Source organism: Streptomyces krungchingensis, from assembly GCF_054729265.1.
In genome coordinates this window covers 944,239-967,557 of the sequence record NZ_JBPUKY010000002.1, presented here as the reverse complement: position 1 = coordinate 967,557, position 23,319 = coordinate 944,239, and the positions used below count along the sequence as shown (strand labels likewise).

Genomic DNA, 23,319 nt, shown 5'->3' with positions numbered 1-23,319 from the left:
CGTGACCCCGCCGACCAGGCCGCTGCGCGCGGGCGTCCTCGACGAACAGGGTTGGCACGCCCTGGACGAGGCCGCCCGCGAGCCGGGGAGGGACACCGCGCGTGCACGCACGCTGCATTGAAGACGCTGCCGGAACCGGGGCCGTGCTCGGGCTCTTCTACGGCTGCCAAGGTTCGGGACACGAGTCGCCCGACTGTGTCCTCGACCATCCGTCCCCGAGCACATGGACGTTCGTGGATGCGAGGGCGCCGTCCCGATGCGCGCCCTTGGGCAGCGCGGCGAAAGATCCACTCACGTGGGCCACCGTGCACGCCAGCTGCAGCACGGCCGGATGACTGAGGGGAGCTACGTCATCGGGGAGCTTGATGGAAACGCCGTGGCCACTGCCGCCCGTAACGTCCGGTGCATTTGCCAGGCGAGGCAGCTGTGTGGTGGCGGTCACGGACTCGCCGTTCGTCGGTCCGTCGAACAGCTGGCCCAGCACGGTCCCGAGGTCTACGGGCTCGGCCATCTTGCGCGGATAGGCCTTGAGAGCACCGTCGTCCAGGAAATAGAGGGAAACGACGACCGGCACCGAGGGCTTCGACCCGGGGGACACGCCGCTCGCCGGTTCGCCGGCCTCGATGACGTCGGACGGGGGGACCCCGCACGCCGACAGCGTGAGCGCGGCCGCGAACCCGACCAACAGCCCCTTCACACGCGAACCCTTCACCAGGCACCTCCGACCGAGTCTTCGACGGCTGCGATGTCGCGGTGCAGAGGGAGTTCGATCGTGAACACTGCTCCGCCCCCGGGAAGGTTGGCGGCGCTGATGCGTCCGCCGTGCAGGTGCACGTTCTCGGCCGTGATGGCCAGGCCCAGTCCGCTGCTCTCGCTTCTGGTCCGTGTGGTGCTCGCCTTGTAGAAGCGCTCGAAGATGTGTGGCATGGCGTCCTCGGCGATGCCGGGTCCGTTGTCGGTCACCTCGATGACGGCCCACGCCGCATCCGGCCGCTCCTCTCTCACGTCCATGGCCAGCCGTACGGGCGGCGCGCCGTGCCGCAGCGCGTTGCCGACCAGGTTGGCCATCACCACGTCGAGACGGCGCGGGTCAACGGGCGCACGGAGCACGCCCGGTGGGGGCAGGCGGGTCTCCACTTGGCCCTGCCACCCCCGAGCGGCAAGGGTGCGCTGTGCGCATTCGGCCAGGTCGACGTCGTCGAGGCTGAGTTCGGCTGCCCCGGCGTCGAAGCGGGATATCTCCATCAGGTCGTTGACCAGGCCGCTCAGCCGATTGGTCCCCTCACTGATGAGCTGCAGTGCCTGGCCGGTGTCGCGGTTCAAGTCCGGCGCGTTCTCGTCCAGCACGTCGGTGACTGCGGACATCGCCGCCAGTGGTGTCCGCAGTTCGTGGGAGACGTCCGAGACGAAGCGGCGGGCCTGGGCTTCCAGGCGGCGCAACTCCGCGACCGAGTGCTCCAGGGCTGTCGCCATGTGGTTGAAGGATTGCGAGAGGTCGGCCAGTTCGTCGGAGCCGTTGACGGCCAGTCGGACGTCGAGGTGTCCCTCGGTCATCCGACGTGTTGCGCGGCGCAACGCCCGTACGGGGCGCAGTACGCCTCTTGCGGCCAGCAGTGCCAGTACGACGGCGAGGCCGAGTGCCACCAGGGTGGCGTGCTCGATGGCGCTGACCATCGCTTCGACATAGGCCTGTTCGGTGTTCTGCGGCACGACCAGGTACATCACGGTCCCTGAGAGCCTGGCCTGTGTGCCTTGGCCGTCGGTGTAGGTGATCGGCATTCCGACGACGAGGTAGGGGTGCCCGTCGGCGTTCACCCGCTGGAACACCGCGGCCCGTTTGGTGTCCACGGACCGGCGCAGTTCCGAGCTGATCTTGTCGAAGTCGGCGCTCGGCGCGGAGGCGCGGAGGCTGCCGTGCGTGGCCAGTACCTGTCGCCCGGGTGACTGGCTGGTGTGGAGGACCTGATTCACGGCTTTCTGCAGGTCGCTCTGGCTGGGTGTCGGGGGGACGCCGGCAACCACGGCGTCGACGCTGGTCCGGAACTGCCGGATGACCGAGTCCTGGCTCTGCTGCAGCACTCCCGTGCGCGCTTCCCGGAAGGCGACGGCTCCAGTGCTCAGGGCACTGGCTGCGGCGACCAGGACGAAGGCCACCACCAGGCGGGAGCGCAGGCCGCGCAGAGGCAGCGGGACTTTCGCGAGGACGGCCTTGTAGAGCCGCGTCAGCTTGGGGCGATCCCCGGCTGCGACCGCGTTGCGCTTGCGTACGAGCTTGCGTGCCCGTACGGATTCCTGGCGGCTCACGAGGGGCCGAAGCGGTAACCGAAGCCGCGCACGGTCTGGATGTATCGGGGATCTCCGCCCGGCTCGCCGAGCTTGCTGCGCAGTCGCTTCACGCAGGCGTCCACGAGCCGTATGTCTCCGTAGTAGCTGTGCTCCCAGACTGCTTCCAGCAGCTGCTGGCGACTGAACACCTGGCCGGGCGAGGCCGACAGGGTCAGCAGCAGTCGAAGCTCGGAGGGGGCGAGCGCGACGGGTCGGCCTCGGTGTGTCACCACGAGCCCGGCGCGGTCGATGGCCAGCTCACCGTGCGCTTCCGTCCTGGGGCGGACGGCGTCGGACACCGACGCGTCATGCCGGCGCAGCACGGCCCGTATGCGCGCGTCGAGCACCCGGGCCCGTACGGGCTTGACCACGTAGTCGTCCGCTCCGGCCTCCAGCCCCACGACGACATCGATGTCATCGCCCTTGGCGGTCACGATGATGATCGGGACCTGGTCGCGCTCCCTGATCCGCCGGCATACGTCGAGCCCGGACATGCCGGGCAGCATGAGGTCGAGTACGACGACGTCCGGGTGGGAGGGGTGAAGCTGCTCCAAACCCTCTTCACCCGTCTCTGCGGCGAAGACTTCATGCCCCTGGTGTCGCAGCCCCAGCTGGACGGCCGTACGGACATCAGGGTCGTCTTCGACAATAAGGACTCGCGGCACCTCGACAGTGTATGCAGATCCTGTGTGGTTGCTGACCTGCGAAGGAGCCCCTCCCGGGCGCTGTTACACAAGGGTCACATCGGCGTCTCGCCGGGCGGGCAACCCGCCGAACCGACCGAGCGCCGCTCGTTATCGTTCCGTGATTTTCCGAACTCATGACGATCATCTGACATGACCAGCTTGAGCTGCCATGCAATCGGCACGACACCAGGAACATCCATCGACCACTGACGGCGCCGTGGCCTCCCAGCGCGGCGTCGGTCACCGGTCCTCGCACCGCCGAGGCCGCCCGCGCCGCCACGGGCGCACGTATCTGGTCGGCGCACTGGTCGCCACGGGCCTGCTCGGCTCCGCCGCGTTCTTCCTGGACGGGCGAAGCGACGCGTCGAGCCGTGCGCCGCACCCACAGAGCGCGGCACCCGCCACTCCGACTCCCACTCCAAGCCCTCCCACCCACACCCCGACCCGGACCCCGACCCCCACCCCGACTCCTACGGAGATCGACGTCCCCTCAACGGGCTCCGGCACGTTCATCACCGCTCAGGCCCGCGGCGCGAGGGTCGGTCACGGTTCGCGTCCACTGCGGTACGTGGTGAAGGTCGAGACAGGCCTCGACATCTCACCGGCCCAATCCGCGGACGAGATCGCCGACATACTTGCCGCGCCCCGAGGCTGGACCCGCAACCCGGCCTACTCGTTCCAGTTGGTGAGCGCGGGACAGCCCCACGACCTCACGGTGACGATCGCGACTCCGGGAACCGCCGACGCGCTGTGCTGGGCGGGCATCCGACAGAACACCCAGGGCGAATACAACTGCGAGGTCCCCGGCGGAGTGGTGGTGAATCTCAAGCGCTGGGCCATGGGCTCGCCCACCTTCGACGGGCCGATCCATGATTACCGGGCGTTGATCATCAACCACGAGATGGGACATTTCCTCGGCCACGCGCACCGGACCTGCGCCGGCCCCGGTCAACTGGCCCCCGTGATGATGCAGCAGATCAAGGGCCTGCACGGATGCATCGCCAACGCCTGGCCCTACGACGAGGACGGTCACTTCGTCACCGGGCCGCGCGTGCAGTGAACCGGCGACGACCAGTCATGCCCTCGATGCCGGTGACGTCATCGCACGCGTGGCTTCGGTTCGGCTACGCGCTCCCCTCTTCACGGACTTGTAGGGTCTGTCCGGCCGATCACTTCTGCGAGGCTGTTGGATCGGACATTCCTCGCTCGTGCCGATGACCTTGACGTATGCGGTCACCCTCGGGTGATCATGACCTATGACCCGCGCTCTGTCGACGCCGCCCGTCATTCCCTCTGGCTCACTCGCCGACTCTCCTCAACCCGTGCTCCACGCGGCCCAAGACTTGCTGCTGCGTCCCTGGGAACAGGCCGACGCGCCAGTGTTCCTTTCCGCTTACCAGGACGATGAGATCCGGCGCTGGCACACGCGCCGACCCTCGAACGGGGGTCATGTCCAAGAATGGTTCGACGCCTATCGGCAGGATTGGCAACGCGAGAAGGGCGGCCACTGGGCGATCACCAGCAACGGCGGCGAGGTGCTCGGCCGGATCGCCCTGCGCGGACTGGACTTCGACGACGGAATCGCCAACGTCGCCTACTGGGTGCTTCCATCCGCGCGCGGCATCGGCGTGGCCTCCCATGCCCTCACGACGCTCAGTGTCTGGGCGTTGGACGAGATCCGCTTCAGCCGTCTGGAGCTGGACCACTCGACACGGAACCAAGCCTCGTGCGGGGTCGCCGCAAAATGCGGCTACGTCCTGGAAGGCACCAAGCGCAGCGCCGCCCTGCATGACGATGGCCGTCACGACATGCACCTGCACGCCCGTGTTGAGGGCCAGTGAGGCCGACCGATCATGTCGCAGCCAGATGCTGGCCTTGGTGGCGGCGTCGTGTGCGCCTGGGAGCTCACCCGCCAGGCTTCAGGGCCTGGCTGGAGGAAGCCGCGGGTCTTCTCTGCGATGGCTGCTTTGCTTCTCGCCGCTCTGCTCGCCGCATGTCGGGCCGCCTGCGCGGCCGGCCGACCACCCCCGCCACCGCCGGGATCTTGTCCAGCAACGGCAGCAACTGGGTGACGTCGTTGCGGTTTCCTCCGGGCAGCGACACCGCGAGCGGGATCCCTTGGCCGTCGGTGATGACGTGGTGCTTGCTGCCCGGGCGTGCGCGGTCGACCGGACTGGGTCCGCTTTTGGGCCCCGGCGGGCGGCCCGGACGTGGGAGGAATCGATCACCGCCCGGGACCAGTCCAGCTGGTTCTTCGACCGCAGCTTGTTCAGCAGCAATTGGTGCAGCTGGTCCCAGACGCCTGCCTCGTTCCAGGCTGCCAGGCGGCGCCAGCAGGTCATGCCCGAGCCGAAGCCGAGCTCCTGGGGGAGGTACTCCCACTGGATGGCGGTGTGCAGGACGAACAGGATGCGCACAGGGCCTGCCGGTCGGGCACTCGCGGCCGTCCTTGGACCTGCTTCGGAGGCGGTTCGGGCAGCAACGGCTCGATGAGCGACCACAGTTCGTCCGACACGATCCACGGCCGCGACTGACGCTTCCCCATGCCCCCATCAACGAGCGATCAAGCCGACAGTCACCTGATCAACCGCTTTTGTCAGAGCCAGTAAGCGGCCGCCAACCAGTCCAGCGGGCCCGCGGGGTGCACGGCGTGTGGCCAGGCCCTGGATTGAGGGCGGGCCGCGTGGGCACGTGCAGTACGAGATCGTGGACGGTTGGCCGTACAGGCGACGAGCGGTCGGCGGGAGAGCGGAGGGGTGGGGATGGTTGATCCATCGGCGGCGGTGCCGCGGCCGGAGTCTGATGCGCTGGACGATGGTGAGGCCCGGACGCCGCCGTTGCGGCCCGGTGGTTATGACCCGGCCCAGTACGCCGGGTGCGTGGTGCGCAGTGCGGAGGCGGCCGGTGTGTCGCCCCTGCTCGTGATGACGGTGTTGCACAACGAGGCGTACAAGCCGCACCACCCGCTGCTGGAGCGGTTGTGGCAGTGGTGGAAGCCCGGGGCGTCGTTCGGGGTGGCCAACATGCACCGTGCCACGTTCGAGCAGGTCCGGCGCAGGTACGGCCTGTCCCAGCGGTGGCACGATCTTCGTGACGACCCTGCTCTCGCCATCCATGCCGCGGCCCTTCATTTGAAGGACCTCGACCAAAATCTCCCCGAGCGGCACGTGCGCCGCCTCAGCCGCGATGAACTGCTGGCCCTGGGCTACAACGCGGGAGAACGCAACATGCTGGCGTTCGCCCGAGGCGTGCCGCCGGGACCCATGGCACGGTCGTACCTGCGCCGTTTTCGAACTCATCGGAGCCGAGCCACCGCGGCCCTGGCCAGGAGTGGTGGGCATCGCGACGCCGCAGAGGGATGAACACGGAGGCGCCGCATTGCAAGTGAGAGCTCTGTCTGCGACTTGAGGGTTTCGGTGCAGCATCTCTGCCTTCGTCGAATTCGCTCCTCTTGAGCGTTGGAAGTGCTTCCGGTGACCGTCCTGAGCAGCACTCCCCTGGCTTGCCTGCCGCTGCCGCGACTTCATGAGCCGTCTCCGCAGCCTTGGAAGTGGGCGGCATCGCGCTGACTGCCCCGGAACAGCCGCGCAGCCGGCCTTCATGAATTCCTCGTTCCGCTACGGCCCCTGTGCAGTCGGTGCGAAGTACAGTGCTAGTGCGGCGTCTTGACCCTGGTCTGCTGGATTTGGGCAGGTTTCGGCCGTTTCGCGCCGTCAAGTAGTGCGAAGAAAGGGGCGTGTTGTGGGCGCCTACCTGTGTCCTCCCGCCGTGATACACGGCGAACATGCCGTGGCGACCGACCAGATCCTTGCGGAGGTGCGCAGTCGGCACCCGCAAGCCCCGTGGCTGCCGCGGATCGACGGCATCGCCGCGAGTACGGGGATCTCCTCTCGCGGGTGGATGCTGCCGTTGCATACGGCTGTCGCCCCCAGCAGTGAGGGCGGCCTGCGAACTCCGGGCATCGGTCCGGCTCGTGAAGCACTGGCCCGTGGCGGGTTCAGCGACCGGCAGGTGGAGCGGGCGATCGCCGTCCTGGAGGCGATACCGGCGCGGCAGACGATCCAGGAGCGCACCGCGCCGGCCTGGGCGGCCGTGCAGACGTACGCGGAGCGCGCAGCCCGTGAGGCTCTCGGGATCGCCGGTCTGGACACCGCCGACGTCGACTGTCTGATCACCAGTCACTCCACCACCCCGGCCCTGCCGGGGCTGGACCTGTCCCTGCTCAACCGCCTTCCGCTGCGTGGCGACGTGCTGCTGCTGCCGGCCAGCCAATGGGCCTGCATCGCCGGGACCCGGTCGCTGGCGCTGGCGGCTGACCTGGTTGCCGTGGACCCCGACCGGGTGGTGTTGGTGGTGATTTCGGAGGCGCTGAGCACCACCTATCAGCCCGCCGACGACACGCTGGAATCCCTCATCGTCCGGTTGCTGTTCGCGGACACCGCCGTGGCCACGGTGGTCACGGGCCGCCCCAGGACGGAATCGATTCTGCTGCTGGACGCCACCTGGCACCACACCCTGCCCGGAACCTCGGACCTGCACCGGCTGGACACTCGGACCGACGGCACACACTTCGTGATGGACCGCCGTGGACCGCGCGCCGTGCAGGAGACGGTCACGGCGATGTGGGAGTGGCTGCGCCTGCGCCACCGGGACGACGAGCACCCCTGGCACCCCGAACTGCTGCTCGCCCACCCTGGTGGGACCCGGGTGATGGAGTACATGGAGGAGACGATGCCCGACGGGTGGCCGACGGGGCTTCTGGACTACAGCCGGGACAGCTACCGGACCGGCAACCGCGGCGGTGCGGCCGTGCTCGACATCCTGCGGCGCGCGTACGACGGCGGCCAGAAGTCAGGCAGTCGCACCGTGCTGTACGCGGCCGCGCCCGGGCTGACAGCCACGGCCGTGGAGGGCGAATGGCTCTGACGTCCCCCTCACGTGGTCGAAGCGCGCCACGCTCATCTCCGCAGGTGCGCTAACCGTCCAGTTCCGCCCAGACCGCCTTGCCGGTGTCGGTCCACCGCACTCCCCAGCGCGTGGTGACCTTGTGGACGACGTGCAGGCCGCGCCCGCTCTCGTCGAGTGCCCCGCTGCGGCGCAGCCGCGGTCGGCCGTTGCCGGTGTCGCCGACCTCGCATGTCAGGCGGCCGCCGGCGTACACCAGCCGCACCGAGATGGGCCCGGTGCCGAAGAGGACGGCGTTGGTGACCAGTTCGCTGATCACGAGCAGCGCGCTGTCCTGGGCGTGCTCACTGACATGCCATCGCCGCAGGAGAGAAAGGGCCAGCGTGCGGGCGCGTGCAGCGGTGTCGTCGCCGACGGGCAGCTGCCAGGTCGCGGTGTCCCGGCTGCGGCGGCCGGCCATCCGGGCGAGCAGCAGCGTCACGTCGTCGCGCACGCGCCCGTGCGGGGGCAGGTCGGCGACCATGCGACGCGCGGTCTGCTGCAGATCGTCCCAGGGATGCACCGCACGCACCATGTCGGTCAGACGATTGATGCCGTCGTCGATGGAGGCCTCCTGATGCTCCACCAGACCATCGGTGTAGAGGGCGAGAAGCGAGCCGGGCGGCGCGGTGAACTCCTGCACGTCGAACGGCTCCCGCACGGCGAACTCGGTTCCCAGACCCGGGTGAGGCTGCGTCGTGATCGTCACGGCGGACCCGTCGGGATGGACCAGGACCGGGGGCAGATGGCCCGCGTTGGACATCATGACCCGGTGGTCGATCGGATCGTAGACGACGATGCAGCACGTCGACCCCAGCGCGCTGTAGCCGGCCGCGAGGCCCGCGTCCGAGTCGTCCAGGAGCGTGACCGTCTCGTCCAGACGCTCCAGTACCTCCCCGGGGCCCAGTCCCGCCGACAGCAGTGCCCGGGCCTCCACGCTCAGCTGGCCCATGGCGGCCGTGGCCCCCAGCCCATGCCCTACGACGTCACCGATCACCAGGGCGGTCCGGTCGCACGGCAGCGGGAAGCTGTTCACCCAGTCACCGCCGACGCCCGCACTGTCAGGAGTGGTGGGCTGGTAGACGCTGGCGACCTCGATGGTGTCGCTGCCGGGCCGTGGTAGCAGCCGGCGCTGCAATGCCAGGACCTGGGCGTGCTCACGCTGATGCTGACGGGCCAGGTCCACGTGACGCGCGGTCTTGGCCACGAGTTCTTGCAGGTCGAGCAGTTCGCTGTCGCGGAAGAGGCGCTCCGGCCGCCGCCAGACTTCCGTCACTCCCAGCACGACGGGCCCCGCCATGCCTTCCGGCCCGTCCACGACCAGCGGTATGCACGCGACGCTCGCCGGTCGGTCACCCGGTACCAAGGCACGCGCCAACCGTGGATCGCTGAGTACCCGCTCGATCGCCTCGCGGTCGGGAATGACGATGGCCTGCGGCACGTCGTCGCGCGTGACGGCGCCGACCAGCAGACGGCTCGCTTCACGGGGAAGGTCGTCGCCGCGCGTCAGATATCCCTCCGGCCAGGCCCGGTCCGGCACCAGAGCCGCCCGCCTGAGCCGGATGCGTTCCTGCGCGTGCCCGGTGACGGCCTCGCCCGTCCACACGGCGAAGTCGAGGTCTACGGCGGCCACGTCCCCCCAGGCCAGCAGTGACTGGGCCAGGGACTGCGCGGTCTCGTCGATGTCCAGTGACGTCCCGATCGCGGTCGCGGAGGCGTAGAGGTGCAGTCGCTTGGCCATGGCGATCAGGGAGACCGTCAGACCTCCCCGCGGTGCCACGGCCGGCAGGATGCTCATCGAGACCACGAGCTCTGTCCCGTCGTCCCGCCGCAGGCGCTGGACCCGGGCGACGTGCGGCTCCTGTGTCTCGAGAACCTTCCGCAACCGCTGCGTGACCGTCGGTACGTCCCCGGGAGGCAACAGTTCGGCGAAATCGGCCTTCGGCGCGACGTGTACTCCCGCGAAAGGAGCGGCGTCCAAATTGCAGCTGGTGACTTTCAGGTCCCGGTCGAGGCTGACCGCCCCGAGGATCTGTTCCTGACCTCCGTTCTCCGGGCTCTCACCTGCGGGCCGACGGGCACCGGGGGCGCTCTGCATGGCGGCAGGACCCCTGGCCGCCGTGGATCCGGCCTCGCGGAGGTAGTCCGCCAGGGCACCGCTGACCATGTCGAACGGTGAAGCGGACGAAGCGGAGGGTGTGGAGTCCATGCAGGTCACTCAGCTCGCTGACTCCGGCACACGCCGGAGAGGCATTCCCGAGTCCGTGCGATAGGGCCCCGAGATCCTTTACCGCACACCTCCTGGATAGCACAAACGCCGTCCTCGCCGAAGGGGCGACGGAAAGGGGGGCACGTGCGGGCAGAGGCAAGGGAGCACGCAGTCACGGGCGCACACCCTGCGTCGCCGTATCCGCGGGCCGTGACAGCTCCACTGCACTCGGAGCAGTCGGCAGGCCGCGCTCCGACACAGCGGTGACGATGTCCAGGAGGCGGCACCTGGCCGGCTGCTCCAGCAGGCTGCCTGCCGACGACCGTGCACGGTTGTCCGGACAGGCACGGTTGCCCCGACAGGCACGGTTGTCCGGACAGGCACGGTTGCCCCGACAAGCACCTGGGAGATCTTGTACCTGGGTGGCGCGAGGACAGCGCCGGCTCCTTCTGCCTCGTGACGTCCGCGCCGCCGATGCCCGGTCACGCGTGAAGCAGTCTTTTCCCAGACCCATCTCCTGCTCGTCCATCGTCCGACTCCCGTGGCGAGTCACGGATTGTTTTCCCGCCCGACCGGGGGCAACGATCGGGCCGGTTCGGCAGTCGTAGGGAACGACACACATCAATCTCCTGTGCTCGCCACCAACTGCCTTTGCTTGCGGTGTGGTTGGCGGCAAGGCCCGTCATCCCCGGGAGGATTCATGAGCCGCTTCGCCGTACCGCCCAGCGACGGACAACGCGACGGGCACGACATCGCCCCGCCCAACACCGCCGCACGTGCCATACGGCGCAATCCCGTCGGTCGCGTCACAAGCCGCGGTGTCGTGGTGGGGGCCGTCGCCACTTTGCTGGCGGGGGTCGGCGCCTCGGCCGATGCCGCGTCCGGCACCGCGTCCGGCACCGTGCCCAGTGACCCCGTGGTCAGCGGCGCCACGGTCAACTCCGGACATGACGTCATCGTGGGTATCACACAGAACGTGCAGTTCCCGGTCACGGTCACCGGTGCGGACGACTCCGGTCTGTCCTTCGCCGATGTGGATCTGAAGGGGCCGCACGGCGGCTTCTACACCACCGATACGTTCTGCCAGACCGCGACCGCATGCACGACGGTGTTCACCGTCAACGCCCACCCGGCTCCGGGCAGCGACGACCCAGTGGACCTGGCCAACGCCAACGCGGGAACCTGGTCGGTCGACACCTTGGTCGACACCAACGACGGGGTTTCCGTTTTCGCCCGCGGCGTGGGGTCGTTCGGCCTCAAGCGTGCCGCGCGGCTCACCGTCAACGCCTCACCGGAACCGGTGGCGAAGGGCGCCCGTATCACCGTCACCGGCAAGCTCGTACGGGCCAACTGGGACACCTACCGGTATGCGGGATACACGGGCCAGGCCGTCAAACTGCAGTTCCGCCCGAAGGGCAGCAACACCTACACCACGGTGGCCACGGTGAACACCAACGGCACCGGCAACCTTCGCACCACGGTCAAGGCCGTCAAGGACGGCTACTGGCGGTGGAACTTCGCCGGCACCAACACCACCGGCCCGGCCAAGGCCACCGGCGACTACGTCGATGTGCGCCCCTGAGCCATCAAGCACCACCATGAACGACCGATGCGTCCCGGCCTTGGACGGGGCCGATTCCTGGGACCGCCGGATCGCCGGACTCCGGCAGTCCCAGGAGCGCCACTTACCGCTGCCTCTCCCAGCGTCAGGGCTTGGCAAAGGCCGGTGCCCAGGTGTTCCGGCGGGGGGTCGTACCGAACCATGATCGTCGTTCATGGACCATGATCAGGAGTCGGCATGCCCTCGATGCCGTCAGCGGCTGCCGGAACTGGACTCCCGCTTCAGCGTGTGGTGCCCCGCCTGCGACTGGAACGTCGACCCTCTGGCCGACAGCGGAGATTCGGGGCGTGCAGGAGCGCGCACGGAGGAGCGCCAAGAGCGGATATTGCGCCGGGTCTTGTCCCGGGGTACGCGAAAGGCTTGGTCCTGCCCGCCGTTGTGGGCGGCCTTTGTCCTCGCAACGGCGGTCAACCTGGTCACGGTCGCGTTGACGGTTGCGGGAGTGTGGCTCGTGGCGGCCGGAGCGAATTGGCTCCAGCGACTCGCGGGCGGTCTGGCGCTCGTCCTCGCACTGGTCCTGCGACCGCGTCCCGGAAAGATGCCGAAACACGCTGTGAACCGCAGCGCCGCACCCGTGCTCCACGCACTCGTCGACCGGGTCGCCGCCGTCACCGGAATCCGGCGGGTGGATGCGATCGCCGTGGACCAGGGCTACGGCTCCCGCTGCGTCCGGGTCGGGCTGCGTCGACGCCGCGTACTGGTACTCGGACTGCCTCTGTGGGAGGTCCTGACGGGCGATCAGCGCCTCGCCCTCCTCGGCCACGACCTGGGACGCAGCGCCGGGACCGGACTGAGCACGGCGTGGATCGAGACAGCGCTGGACGGGCTCTCCACCTGGGCCGACGTCGTGCGCTCCAGTCCCGAAGCCGACAAGGCACGTATGGAGGCACTGGACTCACACCTCTTCGACGCAGGGGCGACCGCAATGGGCCGCCAGAACAGTACTGCCAACATGGGGGCGGCACTCGCCGCGCCGCTCCAGGACGCACTGGCCCAGGGCGCCCTCCTGCTCCACCGACTGCTGAACCGGCTCAGCGAACAGTCCGGAGGGCTGACCGAATACCGGGCCGACGAAGCGGCCGCCCGTACCGCCTCCTCCGACTCGGCCGAGGAACTGCTCCGGGCCCTGCTCCTTCGAGAGACCGCCCTCGCCGCTCTCGCACGGACAGCTCGCGGCACCACCGACATATGGCCACAGCTACGCGACGCCGTGACATCGGTACCCGACATCGAACGAGAACGCCGCCTGCGCGTGTCCCGCCTCCGCGACAGCGGGACACCTCCCGTCCCTCTCCGCCTCCGCTACATCCGCGCACTGAACATCGAGCGGGCAGCGGTCGACGTGAGTGATGAGGAGACCCACGCCATCGAAGCGGAACTGGAGCCGACCCGCGCCCTCATCACCGCCGAACTGCGCAACGCAGCCAACTGCTGAAGCGTGCTGCAGAAGGCTGTGATCAGGGCATTTCCTTTGTATGGGTGCGGTGTTGAGGGCCGAGCGGGCGCTGCTGGTGGCCGAGTTGACCCTCCGCGACTTCCGGCAACGCGGCGACGGCCTCCACTACGCCGTCCAGACCGTCGCCCGCATGCACAACCTCGCTCTTGCCGCATGACCGCCCACGCCCAGACGCCCGCCTCACCCTGCGTGATCACAGCCTTCCGCAACACGCTCCAGTGATGAGTTTTCGCGCCCGCACCCGTCACACCTAGGACGGGACACGACGAGGCGGAAGGATGGCGCGATGAGTGCGGACACGCGGCTGGAGGAGCTGGGCGTGAGCGGGCTGGGCGAGGTCGACGAGCCGACGTTCTCGAGACTGGCGGAGCGGCATCGGCGGGAGCTGCACGTGCACTGCTACCGGATGCTCGGGTCGTTCGAGGACGCCGAGGACACCGTGCAGGAGACGTTCCTGCGTGCCTGGCGGCGGCGGGAGACCTTCGAGGGGCGGTCGACGTTCCGGGCCTGGCTGTACCGGATCGCCACCAACGCCTGCCTGGACCTGCTCGCCAGGTGCCGCCCGGAGCCTGCGACCGGCGGCGAGGTGCTGTGGCTGCAGCCCTACCCGGACCGGCTGCTCGACGAGCTGCCCGCCGGCAGCGCGGACGAGCCGGAGACCGTCGCCTTCGCGCGGGAGACGATCGAGCTGGCGTATCTGGTCGCAGTCCAGCACCTCGCGCCGCGCCCGCGGGCCGTGCTGATCCTGCGGGACGTGCTCGGCTGGCCGGCGAAGGAGGTCGCGGAGTTCCTCGGGGACTCCGTCAACTCCGTGAACAGCGCGCTGCAGCGGGCCCGCGCCGGCATGCGGGAGCACCTGCCCGCCGAGCGGCAGGACTGGAGCGGCGGCGCCCAGGACTCCGGGACGCGCGAGCTGGTACGTCGCTTCACCGACGCCAGCGTGGCCACGGACGTCGGCCGGCTCGCCGACATGCTCCGTGACGACGTCCGCTGCTCGATGCCGCCCACGCCGGGCCTGTCCCTGGGCCGCGACGCGGTGGTGACCGGGTGGGTCGAGGAAGGCTTCGAGGGCATGCAGGGACTGCGTGGCGTCCCCACGTCGGTGAACCGGCAGCCCGCCGTCGCCTTCTACCTCTGGAACGAGCGCGAGGGCGCCTACCTGCCGCTGACGATCGACGTCCTGCGCGTCACCGGCGGGGCGATCACCGAGATCGTCATCTTCCACGCCGACCAGTTCCCGCGGCTCGGGCTCCCGGAGCGCCTGCCGGCGGACGGCACGGAGTAGTGCCGGTGTGGAGGCTCGCACTGCGCGGTGGCGCTCGTGCCGCGGTGGTCGCGGCCCAATGGCGCGACGCGTTCGGCATCGTCACCCGCGGGCGAGTGCAACTGGAGCTGCGCGACGGCGAGCCCGGGCCAGTCCTCGGACGCGGCGCCGGGTTCTGGCTCCAGGGCACCGGCGTCCGCGCTCTGCGGAACCCCGGCCGTCGCACGGCGAGGGTGCACATCGTCACCCCCAAGGCCGGGACCGTGACATGCAAGTCAGCACACCCCGTAGGCCAGTTACCGAATGAAGGAGGAGCGACATGAACAGCATGAATGACAACGGGGTCGTCGCAGGCCCGGCATCGGGCCGGACCAGCCACGCCCACCGACTCCGCGGGCTCGTCGGCACCGGCTTCATTGCCACGCTCGCGGCGATGGTCGCCACCACCCTCGCCGCTGCGCTGGCCCAAGCCGTCGGTGTCGACTTCGAGGTCCCCGTTGGTGGCGAGACGATCCCCTTGCCCGGGTTCGCCGTGGTCACGGGCTTCTTCTCGGTCGTGGGCATCGTCATTGCCGCCGCGCTTCTTCGTTGGAGCGCTCGCCCCGCCGAGCGATTCGTCTGGACGGCGGTGTCGCTGACCGCGATCTCGCTGGCCCCGCCCCTCCTCTCCGGGGCAAACACCGCCACCACCACCGCCCTCCTCGGGCTGCACCTCGTCCCTGCGACGGTGATGATCCCGGCCCTGGCGCGGAGCCTCCGCGCGAGGGCCGATTGACGCTTCCGTAGGTCAGCCGCGCGTCGGCCGATTGGAAAGCTCCGTGCGGACTTGCCCTGCGGTGCCCGGCCGCTGGCTCGAAGACGTCGCACGACAGGAGTTGCCGCCCCGCGCGGGCTGTCCCAACCATGCCGTCGCCGTCACCATGTCAGCAGGGTGTTCCGATAGGGGGAGGCCATGCCAACGAGGAAGACTGTCGTCAACAGGCCCGGCCCGGGTGCCGGCCCGCAGGTCCGAGAACTGGACCGTGCCGCACTTGACCTATTGCGTGCGACTCGGCGGGCGGACCCTGACCTGCGCGAGGTAGTCCAGATGTTCCAGAAGGTAGGGCGCACGGTCGGCCTGCCTCAGCAGTTCGCCGTTCCTTCTTCCGGCCGGGCGCAGGAACTCATCCGCAGCTGTCGGGCTCTGGCGATCGATCTGCGTGCCAAGGCCTGGGACACGGTCGGTGTGGAGAGAATCTTCGCGCACAGCGGTGAACCGAACGGGGACAAGGTGCGGCAGACCTTCTCCGAGTCGGAACGTGCGCAGGCTGAGCGCGTGCTGGATTGCTACCGGGGCAGGACCTTCTTCGAAGCGGCTGTCTGGTGCCTGCTTCAGCTTGATCCCATCGACAAGTTCGTCCTTGGAGGCCTGGCGAGCGAACTCGGCCGTGCCGTTGCCGTACGTAACAGCGACAAGCTCAAAGAGCGGCTACGGGATGTCCAAAAGCACCTCGTCACTGTGGTTCCCGACGAGCTCGCCCCGGACCGTGAGGACCTGTCCGGCGAAGAGCTCAACCCACATCAAGCGGATCAGTTGCCCGACATCGACAGCGAGGGCAGGCTTCACCTGCGCGACCCGGAAGTGGGCGGAGGGCTGTTCTGAAAACCATGCCTGCCGCCCTGCCCGGTGCTTTCGCGGACACGGCCCGCGAGATCCCCTACACCATCCACATTGACCGTCTCGCCGAACAACACGGACGCCCCTCACCAGTGCACACAATCCTGTTCAGGTGAACTTCGGGTCCTGTTCGTCCCGCCGCAACCGCCACTACCTGCGGCGACGAGGAGACGTCCGTGTGGAGTTCCTGCACGGTCCCCTCGTCGGGGTCGAAGGCGTGCACCTTCCCGGATACGGGGTCGAGGGCGAGGTGCGCGTTCAGCAGCCAGCCGATGACGGGCCAGTCACCCATGCCGTCCACGGCGTCCTCGAAGTCTTCGATGTCAAGGACGTCCTGGACGAGGGGCAGCAGGCCGTCGTCCTCGTCGGGCTGACGCAGCAGGAGCGTCCCGGTGGGGACACCGACGCTCTGCAGGAGGCGGGCGCCCTCGGTGTCCGCGGCGGCAGGCGGGAAGGCGGTGGCGGGGATGGTCGCGAGCCGGTCCTCGCCGAAGATGTCGGCGAGTTCGCTGCGGGCGACGTCGAAAAGCACTGCCAGGGCTCCGGACTCCGCGGCGGCACGGGCGTCGTGGGACTCTTCGTGGACGGAAACGGTCACCACAACAGCGTTGCGGATCGAGTCGTGCTTCTGGCGACTCCGATTCCGCCCCGCGCGCTCTCCCGCACTCATGCAGGTTCCCACTTCCTCGTACGAGGCATCAAATGGATGGAGTTCCATATCTCCGACCGGCGAGCAGCACGACTCCCTGAGCGAACCCGCCCAAGGCCACCGGCGATTTCGTCGGTGTGCGCCCGCAGCCGTGCCGCCCGGGCGCGGCAAGCGCGGCGGGCCCCGAAGCTTCGGCCGCGTTCGTTGTCCATGTCCTGGGCGGCTCTGAAGCCGCGATCTTGGATCACCGGGTAGCACCATTCGTGCGGGGCGCGGTCGTCTGCGGGGCGATCATGAATGACCTTCTGGACGTGCCGTCGCTGCTTGTCATCACGAAGGCCGTTGCTGAGGTCAGTCAGGCTCGCGTCCTGACGTTGGCATCCGCGTTCGTTCACGACCTCCGGCGTGGCCCTCAAAACCACCTACGGCATTCCGTCAGGGGTTCCAAGTGAGCGTGCCCCTGATTCCGGCCGCTCTTGTGCTCGGCCCTTGGATCCCGGAAAGCCCCTCCACGGTCCTGTCAGGCCCTGGAGGGTACAGGCACGCCCTTCAGAACGAGGTCTTGTCCGTCAGGCGCAAAGAAGTCGTGCAGTGTGATCGTCAGATGCCGCGCCTGCGGGTTTCCGTCCCACACCACGTGCACAAGTTGCCTGTGCTGGTGCACCGGTGGGGTTCCGTTGTCACCGTTTTCGACGCGGTCCTCGAAAGGCACCGTGTCCAAGAGGGCGCCGGCGTCCCCGGCGCTGATCTGGTACTCCATGTGGGCGTGGTCGCCTGCGCTGCTGCGCTCGACGTCGGCGGTGATGGTCAAGGAAGGGCGCTTCTCGAACTGCCATGTGCTGGTGGTCCGCGTGACCGACTTCACCGTGTAGGTCCATCCGTATCCTGACACGCGCCACGGTGGCGGTCCCGAGGCGCGTACGGTGATCTGCTTCGGTGAGGTGTCCCCCGCGGGGTCCTCCCGGGCGGTCTGTGCGGGGTCCCCAGAGATGTGCCCTGAGACGGCCCCCGTGGCGCCGCCCAGGACGTTCTTCAAAGAGCCCATGCCGCCTGTCGCGGCCCAGATGACCGTGGCCATGACTATGCACAGTGTCACTGCCGTGAGCGCGATCGACCTGCCGGGCGGGGGAACGACGTCGTCTGACCGTCGGGACGGTGCCTTCGCGGGCGGCGTGACCCGGGACCGTTCGGGTGATGGTGGGGTGGGCGGTGCGGCGTATTCGTACCTGTGCTGGTGAAGCTGGCCGATGCTCAAGGCAGTGATGGCCGTGCCAGCGACGCTACCGGGCGGGCCGGCTGTGGGGCTTGGGGGTGCGCCGGGTGCGGTCAGCCCTGGTCCGTACCCGGCGTGCGAGGGTTTGGGGCGGGTCCGATCGTCACGTCCCCCATCGTCACCGCGGCCGCGGACCCGCCCTCGGCGCGGATGTGTACGTGGCCACCGACGGCCGGTCCGTCGCCCGACGCTGCCACCGCACGGTTGCCGAGAGCGGCAGCGGCCTGCAGGGCCCTCACCAGGTTCTCCAGGGCTGCGGCGAAGGCCGCGTCGTGCTCGGCGGCATCCCGCAAGGAGTCCGCCAAGCGCCGCCGGGTGTATGGCGAGGGCTCGCCCTGCCCCGCTGCGGCCTCCTCCTCTGCACGCAACAGTGCCGGGTCCTGTCCGAGCTTGGCACCGACCAGGTCGTGCAGCCGCTCCAACCCGACGTCCAGGCCCCGGTCGACCTCCGCGTCGGCCCGGTCCGCCACCCGCCGGGCCTTGCCTGCCAACCAGGCGATGACATATCCAGCCGCGATCTCCGCACCTGTCACCGCGACCACCCGCCCCGGCTGCCGACAGCATCCCGACGATGCACGCACACCCGCGCCGTTGCTCCCGATTGCGGCGCACAATGGATCCATTGCCGGGCTCCTGGACCGTCGCCGTGAGGCAGCGTCCGTCCGGTCGTCGCGGCCGCAAGCCCCGGCAGCTCAAGGCGGCGAGTCGTCACAGTCGGTAGGTCTCGGCCATGCAAGATCAGGGGCCACCGAAACCGTACCCCAGCATCACCGGCATGATCGTGGTCGCCCGCATCGAACAACACGGCACGCGGCCCGAGCGCAACAGGTGGGCAAACCGGCGGGCGACGGGTCGGGCTGGACGTCCATCGCGTGTGAGCGGCTGGCCGGTGAGCGGCCCGCGAAGTGCACACAGGGAACACCCCTTCTTTGAAGGTCATTCGGTCATGAACGGCGGTCGGAGCACGGGACCTCGGCACCTGGCCTCTCCCAGTGCCGTTTTGCGTTCCAGTCGGAGCTTCCTCTCAGGCAGCACCTCTGCAGCGCCGCCCGCGACGAATGAGCCGCGTCACGCCGGGCCGGCCGCCCCCTCCCCCGGCCGGCCCGGCGTGGTGCTGCTAGGCCGTGACGGTGGCGCGGCGCCCTCGCAGCAGTTGCTGCACCCCTACCGCGGCGGCCCACAGCGCGATGCCGATGGCGGTAGGGAAGAGCCCGTCGAGGCGGTCGGAGATCAGGATGGTTCCGGCGGCGAAGGCGTACCCCACCCCACCGACGACACCGGGAATTGCGACGACCACGTTGCCCAGGGACCGTGTGAGCGCTCCGGCCAGCGCGAGAGCCGCGATGGCAAGGCCGAACAAGGGAATGGCAATCGTGTCGACCACGACAAGGGTGTCGGTGAGCGGCGTGGCACCGCCATCAGCGAGGCGGTCGGTCTCGCCGGCGGCCAGCAGGTGCAACAGCAATGCCACCGAGGCCAGTGCCGCCCCCACCGCCGCGACCATGACCGCGTAACGCGCCGACGGTGCCCCTGCGGGCAGTCGGTGCCGTACGAGCGCGATCAGCGCGGCCGCGATGCATGCGGTGCCGGCCAGCATGAGTGCCTGCGACGGGTACCAGCCCCCGTCGTCGAACATGACCCGCAACCGTTCCTTGGCGCCGCCATCGGGCGCTTCGACCCTCGGGTGCATTCCGCCGCCGACGAGGAAGGCGGTGCCGCCGGCGAGCAGCAACCACCCGGTGATCGTCGCCTTGGCCCGGGCAACAGACGTGGGGGCTGGCGTAGTTGACATGGGACATCCTTCCGGCTGGACGAACGACTCCCGCAACCGTAGGAATTGCGGCGTGGACGTTCATCGAGGCCAGCCCTGGAGCTGATAAGGGTTAGCCCTCAGGCGGGGGCGGTGCGGATGTGCGAGCATTTGTGCATGCCCCGAAACGCCGTAATCGTGGACGACCACGCCGAGTTCAGGGCGCTGGCCGCCGAACTCGTGTCGGCGGCAGGGCTCGGGGTGGCGGCGTTGTGCCCGGACGGGCGAACCGCGCTCGAGGCCATCGCCGCTGTGCGTCCGCAGGTGGTGCTGTTGGACATCCAACTGCCGGATTTCAGTGGGTTGGACCTGATACCACGGATCATGAGCCTGAGTGAAGGCGTCTCCATCGTGTTGGTCTCCACACGCGACGCGGCGGACTACGGGCGGCGCGTGGCAGACAGCGGCGCCGCCGGGTTCATCCCCAAGGCGGAGTTGTCGGTGGTGACGCTCACCGAGGCCATCGGCAGACCATGACCGAGCCTCGTCGCCCCCGCATCGCGCCGTTGGGCCTCGGCCTGGTCTCCGGCGCTCTCGTTGCCGGCGGCTTCGCCTGCGGCGTCTTCGTGCCCAATCTCCACAACGGGCTGATCGCGGCGACGTTCACGGCTGTCGGAGTGTTCGTACTCGACCGGCGGCCGGGACATCGCGAGGGCTGGCTGTTCCTCTCGACCGGGGTCGCGCATGCGGTCATGTTCTTCTGCCGCCAGTACGCGGCCGGGTCCGCCGGCCCGGACGAGCCGAGCGCCGTGTGGCTCGGCTGGCTGGGCACCTGGCCGCTCGCATCGGTGCTGGCGCTGTTCGGGGTGACACTGCTCTGTTTTCCCCACGGTGCGCTGCCCTCGTCGCGGTGGCGGGTAGTGGTGGCAGCGATGGTGCCTGCGGCCGTCGTGCTGTCGCTGGCCTCGGCGTTGTGGCCGGTCGAGTACGGGGACAACGGGCTAGCCGTCGCGCACCCGTTTCGCCTCGCCGGGTATGAGACGGCACAACATGTGTGGAACGTACTGGGGCCCACGGCCTATCTGCTGTTCCAGCTGGTATGGGTGATCGGCGCCGTCGTGCGGCTCCGCCGCGCACGCGGCGACGAGGCCCGGCAGTTGCGCTGGGTCGCGTACGCCGTGGTCATGGGTGCGGTAGCCATGGGCGCGGGGCTTGTCGCGTTCCGTACCCCCGCGCTCGGGTTGCTGACGGTGCCGCTGGTGGCCGTCGCGGCCGCCGTCGCGATCGTCAAGTACCGGCTGTACGACATTGATCTGCTGATCAACAAGACAGTCGTGTACGGCGCGATGGCCGTCATCATCACATCGGTGTACGTGGCCGTCGTGGCGGGCATCGGACGGCTCATCGGCATCGGCGAGGCCCACGATCCATGGTTGCCGCTGGCGGCCACGGCTCTGGTCGCCGTCGTCTTCGAACGGGTGCGTCGTCGCGTCCAGACAGCCGCGGACCGGCTCGTGTACGGGCGCCGTCCCACGCCCTACGAGTCGCTGGCGCGGTTGTCCACCCACGTCAGCCGCGGCGGCCATGACTCCGATCTGTTCACCGGCCTCGCGTCGACCATAGCCGACGGCGTCGGTGCCGCAGAGGTCACTTTGTGGGTGGGCGCCGAGGCGGAACTCGTGACGGTGGCCACCTGGCCTCCGGCGGCCGTCCCCGCTACGTCCGTGGTCACCGCGCCGACCTCGCTCGCGGCGCTGGACGACGGCGGATGCACGCACGTGCGACCCATCGACAGCCGAGGCGCCGTGCGCGGCGCGGTGACGCTGACCAAGGCACGCGGCGAAGCACTGACCGTAGCCGAAGACCGGTTGCTGCAGGACCTGGTGGCACAGGCCGAACTCGTCCTCGACAACATAGGACTCGGCGAGGAACTGAGGCGCCGCCTGCACCAGATCGCGGCGCAGGCAGCCGAGCTGCAAGCGGCGGCACAACGTATCGTCGCGGCGCACGACGAGGGGCGCCGCCGTCTGGAACGCGACCTCCACGACGGCGCCCAGCAGCGCCTGGTCGTGCTCGCGCTCACCCTCCAAGCCATCGCCGCACAGACGCCACCCGACACGGCCCTCGCCCACGCGATCGAGGACGCCCGTCACCAGCTGACCCTCGCACTGGCGGAGCTGCGTGAACTCGCACGCGGCATCCACCCGGCCGTCCTCACCCGCGAAGGACTCGGCGCGGCCCTCGACGCCCTCGCCGAACGTTCACCGATCCCGGTCACCATCGACGTGCCCCTCGGCACGCGACTGCCGGGCGAGGTCGAGGCGACCGCCTACTTCATCGTCAGCGAGGCCCTGACCAACGCCACCAAACACTCGGGCGCCACGACCATCGCAGTCACCGGCCAGATCACCGACAGCAGACTGTGCGTGGAGGTGACCGACGACGGTCGGGGCGGCGCGAACGGACGGTGGGGCAGCGGACTGCAAGGCATCCGCGACCGCCTCGCCACGCTCAACGGCCGGCTGACGGTTCACAGCCCCGCCGACAACGGCACCCGACTCCGAGCGGAGATCCCATGCGCGTGGTAGTCGCTGACGATGCCGTCCTCTTCCGTGAGGGCGTGGCCCGCATCCTGGCTGAAGCCGGCTTCGACGTCACCGGCCAGGCCGGCGACGCCGCCGAACTGATGGCACTCGTACGACACGAACCACCCGCCGTCGCGGTCATCGACATCCGGATGCCCCCCGACCACCTGGACGAGGGAATGCAGGCCGCCATCCACCTCAGGCGCGCACACCCCGACGTCGGACTGCTGCTGCTTTCCCAGCACGTCGAAACGTCCTACGCCGTGCAACTGATGACCGAATTCGAATCCGGCGTCGGGTACCTGCTCAAAGACAGGGTGGCCGACCTGCAGACGTTCGCAAACGACGTGCGCCGGGTCGCCAACGGCGACTGCGTACTCGACCCCGAACTCGTCGCCCGCCTCCTCGGCCGCAAGCGCGTCCACGACCCGCTCACCGCACTCACCCAACGCGAGCGAGACGTCTTGGAACTCATGGCTCAGGGCCGCTCCAACCTCGCCCTGTCCGCAGAGCTGTTCTTGAGCCCCAAGACCGTCGAAGCCCATGTGCGGAGCATCTTCACCAAGCTCGACCTCCCCCAGGACGCGGCCGGCCACCGTCGCGTCCTCGCCGTCCTCGCATACCTCCGCGCTTGTTGAAAGGCTCGGTGTGTTCAAAGTCCGTTCGCTCCATCTGAGCGGCTTTTCGACGTTCCGCGGTACGAATGTCCCGCACGTTCTGCGCCTTTCAGTGGTCACGCAACGACTCAAGCAGGAAACTCGCGATAAAGCCGAGGACAAGCCTGATCAGGCGAAGCAGCGCGTCGACCATGCTGCCTGGCTGCCACGAAAAAGCCGTCGACGCCGCCTGCCGAAGCAGGATGCCTGTCCATGGGGATGCGGTGCCGGTGAGTCCGGACCG

20 protein-coding genes and 2 pseudogenes are annotated in these 23,319 nt (G+C 69.0%); 14 read left to right on the top strand and 8 right to left on the bottom strand.

Annotated elements, in window-relative coordinates:
• Positions 1 to 157: 157 nt before the first annotated feature.
• Genes ACSYGO_RS45035 through ACSYGO_RS45025 form a run of 3 tightly spaced genes read right to left on the bottom strand, consistent with a single transcriptional unit; the run spans position 158 to position 2,990 of the window.
• The gene (locus ACSYGO_RS45035; RefSeq protein WP_432173054.1) at positions 158 to 697 is read right to left on the bottom strand and encodes a hypothetical protein; all 540 of its coding nucleotides are present in this window, start codon (positions 695 to 697) and stop codon (positions 158 to 160) included.
• An 11-nt stretch (positions 698 to 708) separates the two neighbouring features.
• Positions 709 to 2,304, bottom strand: coding sequence for an ATP-binding protein (locus ACSYGO_RS45030; protein WP_460390293.1), 1,596 nt, complete (start codon positions 2,302 to 2,304; stop codon positions 709 to 711).
• Positions 2,301 to 2,990 carry a response regulator gene (locus ACSYGO_RS45025; RefSeq protein ID WP_426678999.1) on the bottom strand — a complete coding sequence of 230 codons (690 nt, stop codon included), beginning with the start codon at positions 2,988 to 2,990 and terminating at the stop codon, positions 2,301 to 2,303. Before ACSYGO_RS45025 ends, ACSYGO_RS45030 begins: the two co-directional genes overlap by 4 nt.
• A gap of 190 nt (positions 2,991 to 3,180) precedes the next feature.
• On the opposite strand from ACSYGO_RS45025, the gene ACSYGO_RS45020 reads away from it, so the two are divergent.
• A complete protein-coding gene (locus ACSYGO_RS45020) occupies positions 3,181 to 4,071 on the top strand; it encodes a DUF3152 domain-containing protein (protein ID WP_460390292.1) in 891 nt (296 codons plus the stop codon).
• A 196-nt stretch (positions 4,072 to 4,267) separates the two neighbouring features.
• Positions 4,268 to 4,852, top strand: coding sequence for a GNAT family N-acetyltransferase (locus tag ACSYGO_RS45015; protein ID WP_460390291.1), 585 nt, complete (start codon positions 4,268 to 4,270; stop codon positions 4,850 to 4,852).
• 136 nt (positions 4,853 to 4,988) lie between these two features.
• On the opposite strand, the pseudogene ACSYGO_RS45010 reads toward ACSYGO_RS45015, so the two are convergent.
• Positions 4,989 to 5,556 (bottom strand): annotated as a pseudogene (locus ACSYGO_RS45010) (IS5 family transposase); the annotation flags it as partial.
• 217 nt (positions 5,557 to 5,773) lie between these two features.
• On the opposite strand from ACSYGO_RS45010, the gene ACSYGO_RS45005 reads away from it, so the two are divergent.
• Both ACSYGO_RS45005 and ACSYGO_RS45000 read left to right on the top strand, forming a co-directional pair.
• A complete protein-coding gene (locus ACSYGO_RS45005; RefSeq protein ID WP_460390290.1) occupies positions 5,774 to 6,373 on the top strand; it encodes a transglycosylase SLT domain-containing protein in 600 nt (199 codons plus the stop codon).
• 379 nt (positions 6,374 to 6,752) lie between these two features.
• Positions 6,753 to 7,937, top strand: coding sequence for a beta-ketoacyl-[acyl-carrier-protein] synthase family protein (locus ACSYGO_RS45000; RefSeq protein WP_460390289.1), 1,185 nt, complete (start codon positions 6,753 to 6,755; stop codon positions 7,935 to 7,937).
• Between the two features lie 49 nt (positions 7,938 to 7,986).
• Here ACSYGO_RS45000 and ACSYGO_RS44995 read toward each other — a convergent pair whose 3' ends face one another.
• Positions 7,987 to 10,164 carry a SpoIIE family protein phosphatase gene (locus ACSYGO_RS44995; protein ID WP_460390288.1) on the bottom strand — a complete coding sequence of 726 codons (2,178 nt, stop codon included), beginning with the start codon at positions 10,162 to 10,164 and terminating at the stop codon, positions 7,987 to 7,989.
• Positions 10,165 to 10,864: 700 nt separating this feature from the next.
• Between ACSYGO_RS44995 and ACSYGO_RS44990 the strand changes: the two genes are divergently transcribed.
• The 6 genes from ACSYGO_RS44990 (at position 10,865) to ACSYGO_RS44965 (ending at position 16,147) form a co-directional block, all read left to right on the top strand.
• On the top strand, positions 10,865 to 11,746 hold the full coding sequence (locus ACSYGO_RS44990; protein ID WP_460390287.1) for a calcium-binding protein: 882 nt from the start codon (positions 10,865 to 10,867) through the stop codon (positions 11,744 to 11,746).
• Positions 11,747 to 12,236: 490 nt separating this feature from the next.
• The gene (locus ACSYGO_RS44985) at positions 12,237 to 13,220 is read left to right on the top strand and encodes a M48 family metalloprotease (RefSeq protein WP_460390286.1); all 984 of its coding nucleotides are present in this window, start codon (positions 12,237 to 12,239) and stop codon (positions 13,218 to 13,220) included.
• Between the two features lie 40 nt (positions 13,221 to 13,260).
• Positions 13,261 to 13,398, top strand: a complete 138-nt coding sequence (locus tag ACSYGO_RS44980; RefSeq protein WP_460390285.1) for a hypothetical protein — start codon at positions 13,261 to 13,263, stop codon at positions 13,396 to 13,398.
• 129 nt (positions 13,399 to 13,527) lie between these two features.
• A complete protein-coding gene (locus tag ACSYGO_RS44975; RefSeq protein ID WP_460390283.1) occupies positions 13,528 to 14,526 on the top strand; it encodes an RNA polymerase subunit sigma-70 in 999 nt (332 codons plus the stop codon).
• A 298-nt stretch (positions 14,527 to 14,824) separates the two neighbouring features.
• The gene (locus ACSYGO_RS44970; protein ID WP_460390282.1) at positions 14,825 to 15,280 is read left to right on the top strand and encodes a DUF6069 family protein; all 456 of its coding nucleotides are present in this window, start codon (positions 14,825 to 14,827) and stop codon (positions 15,278 to 15,280) included.
• Positions 15,281 to 15,592: 312 nt separating this feature from the next.
• Positions 15,593 to 16,147, top strand: coding sequence for a hypothetical protein (locus ACSYGO_RS44965; protein ID WP_460390281.1), 555 nt, complete (start codon positions 15,593 to 15,595; stop codon positions 16,145 to 16,147).
• A 166-nt stretch (positions 16,148 to 16,313) separates the two neighbouring features.
• Here the strand turns inward: ACSYGO_RS44965 and ACSYGO_RS44960 are convergent.
• A pseudogene (locus ACSYGO_RS44960) lies at positions 16,314 to 16,694 on the bottom strand (SUKH-4 family immunity protein); the annotation flags it as partial.
• A gap of 830 nt (positions 16,695 to 17,524) precedes the next feature.
• Between ACSYGO_RS44960 and ACSYGO_RS44955 the strand changes: the two are divergent.
• A complete protein-coding gene (locus ACSYGO_RS44955) occupies positions 17,525 to 17,683 on the top strand; it encodes a hypothetical protein (RefSeq protein ID WP_435616292.1) in 159 nt (52 codons plus the stop codon).
• Positions 17,684 to 18,137: 454 nt separating this feature from the next.
• On the opposite strand, the gene ACSYGO_RS44950 is transcribed toward ACSYGO_RS44955, so the two are convergent.
• Both ACSYGO_RS44950 and ACSYGO_RS44945 read right to left on the bottom strand, forming a co-directional pair.
• On the bottom strand, positions 18,138 to 18,575 hold the full coding sequence (locus ACSYGO_RS44950; RefSeq protein ID WP_426679010.1) for a hypothetical protein: 438 nt from the start codon (positions 18,573 to 18,575) through the stop codon (positions 18,138 to 18,140).
• Positions 18,576 to 19,201: 626 nt separating this feature from the next.
• Complete coding sequence (locus ACSYGO_RS44945; RefSeq protein WP_460390280.1) at positions 19,202 to 19,876, bottom strand: hypothetical protein; 675 nt, start codon at positions 19,874 to 19,876, stop codon at positions 19,202 to 19,204.
• A 135-nt stretch (positions 19,877 to 20,011) separates the two neighbouring features.
• Here ACSYGO_RS44945 and ACSYGO_RS44940 point away from each other — a divergent pair, with 135 nt between their 5' ends.
• Genes ACSYGO_RS44940 through ACSYGO_RS44930 form a run of 3 tightly spaced genes read left to right on the top strand, consistent with a single transcriptional unit; the run spans position 20,012 to position 23,057 of the window.
• Positions 20,012 to 20,371 (top strand): response regulator, encoded by a 360-nt coding sequence (locus tag ACSYGO_RS44940; protein WP_426679012.1) that lies wholly within the window; start codon positions 20,012 to 20,014, stop codon positions 20,369 to 20,371.
• On the top strand, positions 20,368 to 22,422 hold the full coding sequence (locus tag ACSYGO_RS44935; protein ID WP_460390279.1) for a sensor histidine kinase: 2,055 nt from the start codon (positions 20,368 to 20,370) through the stop codon (positions 22,420 to 22,422). The genes ACSYGO_RS44940 and ACSYGO_RS44935 overlap by 4 nt, the downstream gene beginning before the upstream one ends.
• Positions 22,410 to 23,057, top strand: a complete 648-nt coding sequence (locus tag ACSYGO_RS44930; RefSeq protein WP_432173037.1) for a response regulator transcription factor — start codon at positions 22,410 to 22,412, stop codon at positions 23,055 to 23,057. The genes ACSYGO_RS44935 and ACSYGO_RS44930 overlap by 13 nt, the downstream gene beginning before the upstream one ends.
• Positions 23,058 to 23,319 lie beyond the last annotated feature (262 nt).

Excerpts from the sequence above, each read along its gene's own strand:
- ACSYGO_RS45015 (WP_460390291.1), top strand. The coding sequence starts at position 4,268 with ATGACCCGCGCTCTGTCGACGCCGCCCGTCATTCCCTCTGGCTCACTC.
- ACSYGO_RS44995 (WP_460390288.1), bottom strand. The coding sequence starts at position 10,164 with ATGGACTCCACACCCTCCGCTTCGTCCGCTTCACCGTTCGACATGGTC.
- ACSYGO_RS44970 (WP_460390282.1), top strand. The coding sequence starts at position 14,825 with ATGAACAGCATGAATGACAACGGGGTCGTCGCAGGCCCGGCATCGGGC.
- ACSYGO_RS44935 (WP_460390279.1), top strand. The coding sequence starts at position 20,368 with ATGACCGAGCCTCGTCGCCCCCGCATCGCGCCGTTGGGCCTCGGCCTG.
- ACSYGO_RS45005 (WP_460390290.1), top strand. The coding sequence starts at position 5,774 with ATGGTTGATCCATCGGCGGCGGTGCCGCGGCCGGAGTCTGATGCGCTG.
- ACSYGO_RS44965 (WP_460390281.1), top strand. The coding sequence starts at position 15,593 with ATGTTCCAGAAGGTAGGGCGCACGGTCGGCCTGCCTCAGCAGTTCGCC.
- ACSYGO_RS44945 (WP_460390280.1), bottom strand. The coding sequence starts at position 19,876 with ATGTCAACTACGCCAGCCCCCACGTCTGTTGCCCGGGCCAAGGCGACG.
- ACSYGO_RS44975 (WP_460390283.1), top strand. The coding sequence starts at position 13,528 with ATGAGTGCGGACACGCGGCTGGAGGAGCTGGGCGTGAGCGGGCTGGGC.
- ACSYGO_RS44980 (WP_460390285.1), top strand. The coding sequence starts at position 13,261 with ATGGGTGCGGTGTTGAGGGCCGAGCGGGCGCTGCTGGTGGCCGAGTTG.
- ACSYGO_RS45020 (WP_460390292.1), top strand. The coding sequence starts at position 3,181 with ATGCAATCGGCACGACACCAGGAACATCCATCGACCACTGACGGCGCC.
- ACSYGO_RS44940 (WP_426679012.1), top strand. The coding sequence starts at position 20,012 with ATGCCCCGAAACGCCGTAATCGTGGACGACCACGCCGAGTTCAGGGCG.
- ACSYGO_RS44990 (WP_460390287.1), top strand. The coding sequence starts at position 10,865 with ATGAGCCGCTTCGCCGTACCGCCCAGCGACGGACAACGCGACGGGCAC.
- ACSYGO_RS44930 (WP_432173037.1), top strand. The coding sequence starts at position 22,410 with ATGCGCGTGGTAGTCGCTGACGATGCCGTCCTCTTCCGTGAGGGCGTG.